We start from the raw sequence: 12,005 nt of genomic DNA, 5'->3' as shown, positions 1-12,005 counted from the left end.
CCAATGCTAAGAGCGAACTGAACTTTTCAAGACAGATTTTGGATTTTAGATTGGTGATTTAGTAGTCCCCAATCTAAAATCTAAAATTCTTTTGTTAATGAGTTATTTGAGCAATATTGTTTGTTAATTATGGATATATTGGCGATTTATCGATTCCGCCAACGTGATTTAAAGGCCAGAAGCGAACTACAGCACGTCCAATAATATTCTGGCGCGGGACAACACCCCAGCAGCGGCTATCATAACTACTGTTACGATTATCACCCAGTACTAAATATGAATCGGCTGGTATAGTCTGGGGTTTGGCTAAAAAAGGTGGCTGTGGCCCTGATTGGCAAACATCAATAACTGTAGTCTGCCCAGAACTGAGGTAATTGGCTTCTGGCAAAGGTTTGTTGTTAATATAGACTTTGCCATCCTTAAGTTGTATTTTTTCTCCGGGTAAGGCAATTATACGTTTAATAAAAGCATCTTGATATTGTTCTTTTTGTAGTTCTTTCGTCGGTGAAAATACTACTATATCTCCCCGCTGCGGGTCAGCAAATTTATACTTCAACTTATCGACAATAATTTTGTCTGCCTCCCACTGGTTTGGCGTACCATGCAGAGTCGGTTCCATTGAGCCAGAAGGAATCCAGCGTGCTTCAGCAACAAAGGTACGAATTCCCAAAGCTAAAACAATGCTCAATACAATTGTTCTACCTAGCTCTGCGATCCAAGAATTATCAGGTTGTTGACTAGAGTTGTTATCAGACACTTGATTATGCATGAAATTACTTAACTTAACAAAAGATGTAGGTAATTAACTCGCCTAGTGAGACTTTATCTGTTAATCTTAACGGGAAAATTTTAATTTCCTAGTTATGTTTGCATCTTGACTATCAATTTTAGATTGTGGATTGTGAAGGAGGCAGGGGGACTCGGGTTCCCCTCTGGAGATAGGGGGAAGAGGGGGCAGGAGGCAGGAGGCAGGAGGTTTAAATTTAGATAAGGCTTCTATATGAGGCGCTTTCACATTCAACCCTATCTAATTGCAGTCCACCAAATCGGAAATTTTGTGGGGGACTTAAACCCTTGCTGCCTCTCTTGTTAAAAATAAACTTTTTTTTAAGGCGCGGCAAAAATTGATTACTCTGATCGCGAATAAGTTTAACCTAAAAGCATGGTTTTCTGTAATACATAGCTCCCTGTCTAAACTTGGTTATTCTTATGTCATCTCCAAAAATGTTGCTGATTCGCCGCGCTCGCATAATCTTACCCGATGGTGAACTGATGGTTGGGGATGTGTTGACGCGCGATCGCCAAATAGTCGAAGTTGCGCCAGAAATCTCCCAAACAGCACTAGCCACTGAAATTGACGCAGAAGGCTTAACTTTGTTGCCAGGAGTTATCGATCCGCAGGTGCATTTCCGGGAACCTGGACTAGAACACAAGGAAGATTTATTCACTGCCAGTTGTGCCTGTGCTAAAGGGGGAGTCACTTCCTTTTTAGAAATGCCCAATACGCGCCCCCTAACAACGACACAACAGGCTTTAGACGACAAGCTAGAACGGGCCTCACACAAGTCCTTAGTTAATTATGGCTTTTTTATTGGGGCAACAGCAGAGAATTTACCAGATTTGCTTTTAGCAAAGCCAACATCGGGAATAAAGATTTTCATGGGGTCGATGCATGGTCAGTTGTTAGTTGATGGCGAAACAGCATTGGAGGCGATATTTGCCAAAGGTGATCGCTTGATTGCCGTTCATGCCGAAGACCAAGCTAGAATTAACCAACGCCGCCAAGAATTTGCCAATATTCACGATCCAGCCGTTCACTCGCAAATTCAAGACGATCAAGCGGCTTTGCTTGCAACTCAACTAGCATTAAAACTTTCTCAAAAATATCAACGTCGGTTGCATATTCTCCACATGTCAACAGCGCTGGAAGCAGATTTGCTGCGTCAGGAGAAACCGAGTTGGGTGACAGCAGAGGTGACACCACAGCATTTGTTATTAAATACTAGTGCATATAAACAGATTGGCACATTAGCACAGATGAATCCTCCTTTGCGATCGCCCCACGATAACGAAGTTCTCTGGCAAGCTTTGCGCGATGGTGTGATTGATTTCATCGCTACAGATCATGCACCGCACACCTTAGAAGAAAAAGCTCAAGAATACCCCAATACTCCTTCGGGAATGCCTGGGGTGGAAACTTCCCTCGCTTTGATGTTAACTGCGGCAATGGAGGGAAAGTGTAGTGTGGCTCAAGTTATGAACTGGATGTCCAAAGCTGTAGCTGTGGCTTATGGTATTCCGAATAAGGGAGCGATCGCACCTGGTTACGATGCCGATTTAGTGCTTGTAGATTTAAACACATACCACCCAGTCCGGCGGGAGGAACTTTTAACCAAATGTCATTGGAGTCCCTTTGAAGGCTGGAACCTGACTGGCTGGGCTAAAACCACTATTGTCGGCGGTGAAATAGTTTATAACAAAGGCCAGGTAAATACGCAAGTGCGGGGTCAAGCTTTAACTTTCTTATAGCAAATATTTATTTAACCTTACTAAAAAAATCCTCAATAACTACTCCATTTCCGCTATCAGACTACCTATTTAGATCGCGTCTTTGTGATAAATCGCCATCAAGACGAAAGACTGAATTATTGTACAGACGGCAATTCATCGCGTCTCTTGCCTTAACCGAACAGTATTGAGGGAGGCGGAGCCTCTAGGACGGCATTCCCAGTCAAAGACTGGGAACGAGACAATATCTAAAAGCAATTCTCTAAAATAAGGCAACAGATGTAAGCCAGGAAAGCCTTGCTGCATCTAAATTTCTCAATTGCGAATTGCGTTAGCGCAGCGTTAGCGAGTCCGCAAGCGTCATTGCGAATTGCGAATTGGTATAAAAGCTGGTTTTAGCCCTCTTTTCGTCACTTTCCGGAAGGGCGATCGCTAGAAGCCCTATGAGGCAATCAATACAAGCTATACTATTAGAAAAAAATCGGTCTTGTATTTGTTATTAAGAAATAATCGCGCAATCGCTTGCTATACAAAAGCTTTAGAATTCAGAAATGGCACAAGTTTTCGGAGAGTGACAGAACAGGGTTAGGCTGGCTTTCACGTTAAGTTGACACCACTGCCCGTACCCCTTCTATGGAAAAGTAAGCTATACGTAGTGTCTCGTAGAGAAGGCGGTTCGTTAAAAAAACTTAGGTATTCTTCCAGTCGGATAAGTCGGATAAGTCGGATAAGAGTAAACAAGCTAATGGAACCGTATTGTGATTCATTTCATGATGCTTGTCCACAGAAATAATCAAAGAGAATTGCTATGTCCTTCAAAATTTTGGCTTTAGACGGTGGCGGTATTCGTGGAGTTGTTGCAGCACGAATACTTCAACAAGTAGAACAAGAAATTAGAACTCAGGGAAAAGGAGAGTTTTTACACGAATATTTTGACATGGTTGCTGGTACTTCTACTGGTTCAATATTAGCAGGAGGGATTGCTATAGGAAAGGAGAGTGATGAACTCATTAAACTGTATAAAAATAGGGGTAGAGATATATTCCCTTTGGAGATAAAAGAGCGCTACGAAAACTTTCCGTCCATCATCAAATCAATTATTGATGTATTTTCTCCATCTAAATATTCTCATGATGGAATTACTAGCGTACTCAAAGATGCCTATAAATCCACAAGAATCAAGGATATCGAAAAACCCATTCTTTTGATTCTTGCTTACGATACGCTATATCGCAACACAACCTTTTTTACAAATTGTCATCCCGATTTAGGAGACAGATGGTACGATGACTGTTATTTATGGGAAATATGTACTGCTTCTGCCTCAGCACCTACTTTTTTTCCACCATATAAATTAGAACCTGTAGATAAACAAAAATTTGGTGAATGGGAATTCCCACACATTGATGGAGGAGTTTCTGCTAATAACCCTGCTCTTGCAGCTTTGAGTTTAGCGATGAGGATTAGCCAGTCTTCAGTATCTCCAGAAATCAAGCAACAATATAAACTAGATAATCTGCGATTGGAAAATATTTCTATCCTTTCTATTGGTACAGGTCAAACTGGTCAACCATATCAATATAAGCAAATCAGCAAATGGAGAGGCTTAGACTGGATCAAAAATCTTACTAACATCTTTATGGAACCTACATCTGAGATTGATAGTACGATTTGCCGACAAATTATGGGTGGATATGAGTCCAAACGTTACTTACGTCTTCAGTTTGACTTAAATGAGACATTTAAACCCAAACCAAAAGAGACTTATAAAGATCCTCGCATTGTCTTACCTCCAGAAGAGCGGAAAAATAAATTTACAGGGGAAAAAGTCACTGAAGAAATAGATAATACTAATTCCGAAATTCTTCAGCAGTTAATAGATACTACCTCTGCATTCATTGATCGCGGTCTTACGTACTACACCAGAGACGATTCCGGTTCTCCGATAAAAAAGGCGATCGCATCTTTTATTAGAGATAACTAGCGATCTGTGTCATTATTTACAAGTGTCTACAATTGGTTAGGGTTTGAATACCCATCCAATTGATCCCTACATCCTGTTCAAGACTTTTTCTGGCTCGTTCCATCAGCTTAGATAATCAAGGAGCGATCGCACGTAAGCTCTAGCAATAACTGCCTTCTTTGATAAATTCTCGAAATTGTATTTAATTTACTAATTAAAATTTGCGTTTCTGATAAAGTTTAGTAAAGTCAAGCTTTACCTTTTCTTTGTACTACTACTATCACATCGTAATAATACCGAAGTTTTTTAATTATTAATTAACGAGGAGAAGATATAAAAAAACTTTTAGCAAAAAAAGAGAATGTGTAATCAAATACATTTTTCTCCGCTCTGTTTTGTATTGTTGCCGCAGTATTTCCCGAATGTTTCCATGAGAACTGAGGCAGAGAAAATAATATGTTTTTAGACATTTTAGCTAGCCTGCAACGGTTATTTGTTGGTTATATTCCAGCCGCTGTATTGGGTAGTTTCATTGGATATTTTATCGGGATAAATAGTATGATTTATCAACTATTTCGGCTGATATTTCAGATACCACATAGTATCCCTCCTATAGCTTTGCTACCTATTGCCCTAATCACGTTTCAAGAGAACGATTCGGCTGCTATTGTAGTAGTTTTTGTGGGAACTCTCTGGACGATGATTATTAATACAGCAATAGGTATGCAGCATTTCAAAAGACAGAATAATAACTTTCGTGTAGCTATATTTCATATATTTCATGCTTTGAAAGTTAGCATTTGGGTAGCCTGGTTTATTGTTATTGCCACAGAAATGTTAACAGGCCCAAGAGGACTTGGCTTTACCCTCTGGGATGCTTATAAAGCTGGCAATGCTGATTACATAATCCAGGTAATCTTATACATCGGTATCATTGGTTTTTTGCTGGATCAGTTACTAGATTTCGCAGCCTATATTCTCTCGCAAATGGTTTCAGATGGGAAAAAATCTTCTTAAACTAATTTTTCAGAAAAAGTAACTTCTACTTGTTTGTCCTCTCCTGAAGGAGATGCTGCGCGAACACTAGTCAATGTGCTATTTTCTTTGCGTAACAGCTTATCATTTTTGAAGCAAGCACAGACAATCCACCAACCTGCAATCAAAAAGACCAATCCCAGAGCCAAAGCGATCGCCTCGCCCATAAGAGTAACTGGCAACTTGGGTTAATAGTATTTTTTCTGACTCTATTGCTTAGAATCTAGTAAAGTGTGACACACTTATGAAAAAGGATTAGCTTCTGTTACCACTTTTGGCAGTGGAATAAACTCTGTTTCATCTGGCACGCTCGCAAAGCGAGAGTCGCGCCAATCAACTTTAGCTTGCTCTATTCGCTCTGGTCGGCTAGAGACAAAATTCCACCATTTGTAGCGTGTACCTAAAGGCTCACCGCCAATAACAATAAATCTAGCAGCGGCAGTAGCAGAAACCCTAATTTGATCGCCTGGTTCAAGAATAGCCAGACGATATTGCTCTATCGGTTGATCATTAATCCTCAATCCCTCTGTGACACTGTATATTGCCCTTTGTGAATAATCAGTTGAGATAGTGAAGTGGGCGTTGGCAGACAACACTGCATCTAAATAGAGGATAGGTGAGAGAATTTTCACAGGTGAGGTATAGCCAAATGCTTGTCCAGCAATAAGTTTGATGATAGCGCCATTTTCTTCCCAAGTGGGAAGGGTTTCAGCAGGATAGTGAATGAATCTTGGCTCGGTTTCTTCATATTCAACAGGCAAGGCGACCCAGGTTTGAATACCATGAATAGTAGTTTCTTGCTGACGGTCAGAGTCGGGTGAGCGTTCTGAATGTACAATCCCCTTTCCTGCTATCATCCAGTTCACTGCACCTGGTTGGATTTCCTGCACAGTACCCAAACTATCACGATGTATCAAAGCACCGTCAAATAAATAAGTTACAGTTGCCAGATTAATATGAGGATGTGGTCGGACATCAATGCCTTGATTGGGGGGCATAACGGACGGGCCAAGATGATCGAAAAAGATAAACGGTCCAACCATTTGGCGATTAGGATATGGCAAACTGCGGCGGGCAAAAAACCTACCTAGACTTTTAACTTCGGGTTCAATCAATTGCAGGATTGCCATAAATCATCGCAGGTGATTAGTAAATGCTGTAATTATTATAAGTATATTTACTTGTAAATAAGCTAATCTTGTTTTGTAGAGTTGATGCCAATGCGATCGCCTGTTCTTCGATAATTTTTTACTATTAGAAGTGTGATAGCAGTGTCCATCCCTTGCCTGCGGACGAAATCGAGGCATTGAAAAAATTAAAGGAATTAAATATTGGTAATATTTTGATGGTTAAGTGTTACGTGACCCCTACAGAGTTATTAAAAGGAAAATTAGTTTCGCGATCGCAACGTAGAGTTGAATTTATACAAGTATTTATTTAACGAATTATAACAATACTATCTTTGGCAACTTAAAATCAGCGATACACTGAGAAAAATTCCTTGAGGAAGCGTTGATGGCACGGTCAAATGGGGTTACAAGTGAAAAGTCTGTAGAGGAATTGCCTACAGTTTCAGACAAAAATACGATCGCAATTGAAAATCCGCCTGAGCCAGTGGAGGATGCCCAAGATATTGACGACATATTGAATTCACTAAAAACTTTACTGAGTACTCTAGAAAAGCTCCAAAAAGTCCGGCAGGAAGTAGGCGATATCAAACCGTTGATTGGGCGGATGCTTGAGGGAGAATTAGTTGCTGGTGAAGAACTTGAGCAACTCAAGACAGGTGTAAGCGGTCTTTCTCGCCTTGTTCGTGCTTATACTGACCATCAAGTAGCGTTGGCTAAAGCACAACCTGCTAGAAACTTACTAGATCAAGTTCTGAAAGAACGTAAAGCTAATTGAGTTGAGACTGGGGATTGAGGAAGAAATTCTTTAGATATTTGGTTGGAGTCCCAATCTCCAATTTAATAAGCGATCGCACTTTTTTAAGAGAATGCGATCGCATTTCTAATTCTCTCAAAAATGTGTAGACGCAAAGCGGCTTGTCGTGAGACATCGCTTCTGCATCGCCTTTAGCTATGTCTACGGCAGCAAGATATATCGTTAAAGTAAGTATGGTATTATATTCCACTCACTATTTATATTTTCTTTTATAATTAATTTGCTAATAACCTAAAATAGGTTATGCTGACAAAAGCCTAGTATTACTTGCAAGGTAGGTATCGTAATGAAGACTAATAGAGAGAATCTACCCTTAGACCAGATTCTTTTAGAAGATAGCTTACAACTGCTAAATAATCTGCCAGATAAATGTGTTGACTTAATTGTATCCTCTCCACCTTATAATCTAGGCAAAGAATACGAGTCAAGGCAGGCTCTTGAGATTTATTTGGCAGAACAAACAGCTGTTCTGCTTGAATGTAGCCGGATTCTCAAAAATACAGGTTCGCTATTTTGGCAAGTTGGTGCTTTTTCTGACCGAGGAATGCTGATTCCTTTGGATATTCGCTTTTTTCCAATTATAGAGTCATGCAGATTAATTCCTCGCAACCGAATTATATGGGCTAGGCAACATGGTCTTCATGCCCAGAAAAAGTTTTCTTGTAGACATGAAACTATTCTTTGGTTTACTAAATCAGATAACTATAAATTTAATCTAGATGCTATTAGAGTTCCCCAAAAATATCAAAATAAGAAACATTATCGGGGGAATAGAAAAGGAGAACTTTCATGCAATCCAGAAGGTAAAAATCCTGGTGATATTTGGTTGTTTCGGAATGTTAAACATAACCATGAAGAACAAACTATACATCCGTGTCAGTTTCCAGAAGACTTGGTAGCTAGAATTATATTAGCTACAACAAACAAAAATGATATTGTTTTAGATCCATTTATGGGATCTGGGACTACGGCGGTGGTTGCGAGAGATAGTGAACGCCATTTTATCGGATCAGAGATTGAACCAAAATATCATCAAGTTGCCTTGCGTCGTCTCAGTGGCAATCCAGATCAAAATGGTTGTTTTCCAAATTTAAAAACATTGCGCGATTATGTTGAAAGAACTGGTCAATCTATTGATAAATTTAAATTTGATATGCAAGTAGGAAATAAAGCTTCAGAACGCAGTAAAGCAAAATTTTATTCAGAAGAGTATCATTTGCAGGAAATAGAAGACAGATTAATCTATGAAGAATCTGCTTTTGCAGCTAATCTAAGAGGTGAAGAGATTCCATTAGATCCAAAGCTTAACGGTAATGGGAAAAAGACTTCTTTGCAAAATCAAATAGTAAAACAAGTAGAAGTAGAACAAATTGAATTGAGATTATGGAGTTAATATATTAATTATTACAATAAGTTAAGTAGACAACGACTACGAGCTAAACGTCCAGTAATGATTTGGCATTGGCGACTAATTCTAGTATTCACAGTTCTAGAATATCTTTTAGATGAATACTCAGTCCAGATGATAGGCACTATTGTATTTTGTTGTTCAAATAATCCAACCAATCTGATTGGTACATCAAAAACTTGGTATTTAGTTAAAGCTGTTAATTGATTAACAGCTTGCTCGTAATAAAGAGTGCTATTGGAAGCAGGAAACATCAAAGCCTTTGTTATTATAATTACTAGATTAGTCGGATATCCAATAAATTCAGTTTGAGCTTTGAAGAATAATTCTGAGCGCAAAGTGTTATTGAGTAGAAAGGGATAGTTAGAAAATTGAATTTCAATAATAATGCCAGCTTTAGCAAAATCAACATCTGTACCTAAAAATCTGTAAGGAACTGGAATAGGTATATTTGATTGCCAACCATCATGAATAAAAGCAGCTTTAATGTATTCATTTGTACCTACTGGATCGAATATTGCATTACCCTGAATTCCAGCTTGATCTGAAGCCTTGATATGCAAAGGCATTTTAGTGAGAGTGTTACTAATCTCATGCCATTCATTCTGGTATTGGGTATTAATTATTGTATCTGCTGCGTTCAAGTCTACATATTGAATAATGATTATTATGTCTCCTTTTGGTATCTCAACAGTTCTTTGATAAAAGCAAGCGGATCGATTTCAAGAACTTGGGCAACTTGTAAAAATTCAATTACGTCAAGACGACGCTCTCCACGTTCATACTTTGATACATAAGATTGCGGAAGCTCTAGCTTTGCTGACAATTCTGCTTGAGTAAGCTTGGCAGCTTTGCGGGCTTCGATAAGTAGCTGGCGAAACCGATCGTAATCTTCGCTGAAAACTGATTTAGGCACTTTAGCTTGCCTTTTTTCTGGCGATGGTTTTTTCGATCTCGATGAGAGTTACTACATATTGCTAAACTCAGTTAAATTCTAAAACCTAACATGGCATAAACCCAAAATAGGTTTTTAACAGCTATTATGAAGACAACACGCGCGTAAGCCTTGGCGTAGCCTCTCCAAGAGTTGCTCGTCGTAGACATCACACCCTTAATTCCCCAAGGTCGTCAATGTGAAGTCGCTACATATCTAAATCTGTGGTTTCATTTGAAGGATATCAAATTTTGCAAGATATCTATTTATTTATGATGATGAATATTGCACCTGCCATTATAATACTGGGTCAAAATAGTGTGACAGTAGCACGCAAAATAATCAGCGTCTTACCAGGAGCAACACTATACGGGTTAGAGGGTCGCACGTCGGGAGCTGATGTCAGCTTTACGAATTTTGGCGAGACGCTACGCGAGTTATTTGTGCAGGGAAGACCGCTGATTGGCATTTGTGCCGCCGGCATTTTAATCAGGACGCTAGCTCCTGTAATTTCGGATAAACGACAGGAACCACCAGTGCTAGCTGTGGCTGAAGATGGTAGTGCTGTTGTCCCTCTCTTGGGCGGACTTGGTGGAGTTAACGATTTAGCACGTCGCATTGCTGAAACGCTGGATGTCAAACCTGCAATTACGACCACAGGCGATTTACGTTTAGGCACAACGCTGTTATCTCCTCCCCCTGGATACCATTTAGCAAACCCAGACGATGCGAAGAAATTTATCTCAGATGTGCTAGCTGGGGCGCAAGTTAAGCTCGAAGGAATAGCGCCTTGGTTGAGCGATAGTAAACTGCCTATAGATCCAAAGGGAGATTTGACCATCCAAGTTACAGAACGTTTAGTAACTCCTACAGCCAACTGTCTTGTTTATCACCCAGCAACGATCGCGATCGCAATTAGTGGCATGATTGATGATGCAGTAGCTTTAGTACAACAGCTACTAGCTGATGCCAAACTAGAAAAAGCATCAGTCGCCGGGATATTTGCACCCATCACCGCCGCAGCCGATCCCGCAATCCATGCGCTAGCTAGCGCCTTGAAAGTACCCAGCCGCTTTTTCACCCTAAATCAGTTAGAAAGTCTACTTTCACAAGGTTATAGCCCCGGCCAAGCCGTAGCGATCGCTGCCACAGGCACATCCCCTTTATCTTCCCCTTCTCCTAACATTGCGCTCGCTATTGCCCCTGAAGTACTTGACCCCAACACTATCGGTCAGCCACGGGGACGGTTAGCAATTATTGGCACGGGCCCTGGTGGTTCGCTGTGGATGTCTCCCGAAGTGAAAGAGATACTCAAGTCGGCAACTGACTTAGTGGGTTATAAAACGTATTTAGATTTAGTTGGTTCTCTGGCTGATGGCAAGCAACGGCATGAGTCTGACAACCGCGAAGAAGAAGCACGAGCAAAGATGGCCCTTGATTTAGCTGCATCTGGGCGATATGTAGCCGTAGTTTCATCTGGCGACCCTGGTATCTATGCAATGGCAACAGCAGTTTTTGAAGTATGTGATCGCTATGCTAAACCCGAATGGGACAGTATCGACATTCATGTGGCTCCAGGTATCTCTGCAATGCAGGCAGCAGCAGCAGCCATTGGTGCACCCCTTGGACATGACTTCTGTGCTATTTCCCTCTCTGACATCTTGAAACCTTGGTCTACGATCGCTCAACGAATTGCTGCTGCTGCCGAGGCTGATTTCGTCATTGCTTTCTACAATCCTGTTTCCAAAGAGCGTACCTGGCAACTGGCAGAAGCGAGAAACATTTTGCTGCGACATCGAACACTAGATACTCCAGTAGTGTTGGCCCGGAATCTTGGTAGGTCAGGACAAACGGTAAAAGCGATCGCACTTGAGCAGTTAACACCAGCAAGCGCTGATATGCGGACAATTATTCTCATTGGTTCCACAAAAACCCGAACCATCAAGCGCCCTGATGGTAATATCTGGGTTTATACGCCACGTCGCTATCCTGAACAGTAGGCACGTCAGCGAAGAGAGCAAGGGAAGCATGATAAGCACTTTTTTAAATCCACTTTTCTAAGCGATCGCCTCAGCCACCTCGTCGTTTGCATCCATTTATTCTCTTGGCTGCATGCATTTCTGAATAATATAGCAGTTCCTGCTTGAGTGCAATACAGTATGGGATGATGGAGTATATCAACGTCTAAGTGCCTGTAGAATGAAACCTTACTC

Annotated in this window: 12 protein-coding genes; 6 read left to right on the top strand and 6 right to left on the bottom strand. The window is 40.6% G+C overall.

The genetic code is table 11. The features are described from left to right. Positions 1-127: 127 nt before the first annotated feature. Positions 128-769 carry a signal peptidase I gene (lepB, locus tag V7K89_RS26470; RefSeq protein WP_335192498.1) on the bottom strand — a complete coding sequence of 214 codons (642 nt, stop codon included), beginning with the start codon at positions 767-769 and terminating at the stop codon, positions 128-130. Between the two features lie 440 nt (positions 770-1,209). Here lepB and V7K89_RS26465 point away from each other — a divergent pair, with 440 nt between their 5' ends. The 3 genes from V7K89_RS26465 (at position 1,210) to V7K89_RS26455 (ending at position 5,488) form a co-directional block, all read left to right on the top strand. After that, positions 1,210-2,529: a dihydroorotase gene (locus tag V7K89_RS26465; RefSeq protein WP_335192496.1), complete on the top strand. Its 1,320-nt coding sequence runs from the start codon at positions 1,210-1,212 to the stop codon at positions 2,527-2,529. A 787-nt stretch (positions 2,530-3,316) separates the two neighbouring features. Further along, complete coding sequence (locus tag V7K89_RS26460) at positions 3,317-4,492, top strand: patatin-like phospholipase family protein (RefSeq protein WP_335192494.1); 1,176 nt, start codon at positions 3,317-3,319, stop codon at positions 4,490-4,492. A 435-nt stretch (positions 4,493-4,927) separates the two neighbouring features. Then, the gene (locus V7K89_RS26455) at positions 4,928-5,488 is read left to right on the top strand and encodes a nitrate transporter (protein WP_335192492.1); all 561 of its coding nucleotides are present in this window, start codon (positions 4,928-4,930) and stop codon (positions 5,486-5,488) included. Here V7K89_RS26455 and V7K89_RS26450 read toward each other — a convergent pair. Continuing rightward, complete coding sequence (locus V7K89_RS26450; RefSeq protein ID WP_335192490.1) at positions 5,485-5,688, bottom strand: hypothetical protein; 204 nt, start codon at positions 5,686-5,688, stop codon at positions 5,485-5,487. The genes V7K89_RS26455 and V7K89_RS26450 overlap by 4 nt on opposite strands. 60 nt (positions 5,689-5,748) lie before the next feature. Next, positions 5,749-6,636: a pirin family protein gene (locus V7K89_RS26445; RefSeq protein ID WP_335192488.1), complete on the bottom strand. Its 888-nt coding sequence runs from the start codon at positions 6,634-6,636 to the stop codon at positions 5,749-5,751. 385 nt (positions 6,637-7,021) lie between these two features. Between V7K89_RS26445 and V7K89_RS26440 the strand changes: the two genes are divergently transcribed. Next, the gene (locus tag V7K89_RS26440; protein WP_335192486.1) at positions 7,022-7,411 is read left to right on the top strand and encodes a hypothetical protein; all 390 of its coding nucleotides are present in this window, start codon (positions 7,022-7,024) and stop codon (positions 7,409-7,411) included. On the opposite strand, the gene V7K89_RS26435 is transcribed toward V7K89_RS26440, so the two are convergent. Beyond that, complete coding sequence (locus tag V7K89_RS26435; protein WP_335192484.1) at positions 7,404-7,640, bottom strand: hypothetical protein; 237 nt, start codon at positions 7,638-7,640, stop codon at positions 7,404-7,406. The genes V7K89_RS26440 and V7K89_RS26435 overlap by 8 nt on opposite strands. A 96-nt stretch (positions 7,641-7,736) precedes the next feature. Between V7K89_RS26435 and V7K89_RS26430 the strand changes: the two genes are divergently transcribed. Beyond that, positions 7,737-8,843: a DNA-methyltransferase gene (locus V7K89_RS26430; RefSeq protein ID WP_335192482.1), complete on the top strand. Its 1,107-nt coding sequence runs from the start codon at positions 7,737-7,739 to the stop codon at positions 8,841-8,843. 11 nt (positions 8,844-8,854) lie between these two features. Here V7K89_RS26430 and V7K89_RS26425 read toward each other — a convergent pair whose 3' ends face one another. Together V7K89_RS26425 and V7K89_RS26420 are read right to left on the bottom strand one after the other, a co-directional pair. Then, on the bottom strand, positions 8,855-9,502 hold the full coding sequence (locus tag V7K89_RS26425) for a BglII/BstYI family type II restriction endonuclease (RefSeq protein WP_335192480.1): 648 nt from the start codon (positions 9,500-9,502) through the stop codon (positions 8,855-8,857). Between the two features lie 23 nt (positions 9,503-9,525). After that, positions 9,526-9,774: a helix-turn-helix domain-containing protein gene (locus V7K89_RS26420; protein WP_334818098.1), complete on the bottom strand. Its 249-nt coding sequence runs from the start codon at positions 9,772-9,774 to the stop codon at positions 9,526-9,528. Positions 9,775-10,064: 290 nt separating this feature from the next. Here V7K89_RS26420 and cobJ point away from each other — a divergent pair, with 290 nt between their 5' ends. Continuing rightward, entirely contained in the window at positions 10,065-11,792 is a 1,728-nt protein-coding gene (cobJ, locus tag V7K89_RS26415; RefSeq protein ID WP_335192568.1) for a precorrin-3B C(17)-methyltransferase, read from the top strand. Positions 11,793-12,005 lie beyond the last annotated feature (213 nt).

It is taken from the genome of Nostoc sp., from assembly GCF_036917515.1.
Classification (GTDB): domain Bacteria; phylum Cyanobacteriota; class Cyanobacteriia; order Cyanobacteriales; family Nostocaceae; genus Nostoc.
Note: the sequence above shows the minus strand (reverse complement) of the source record. Positions and strands in the feature narration are given on the sequence as shown.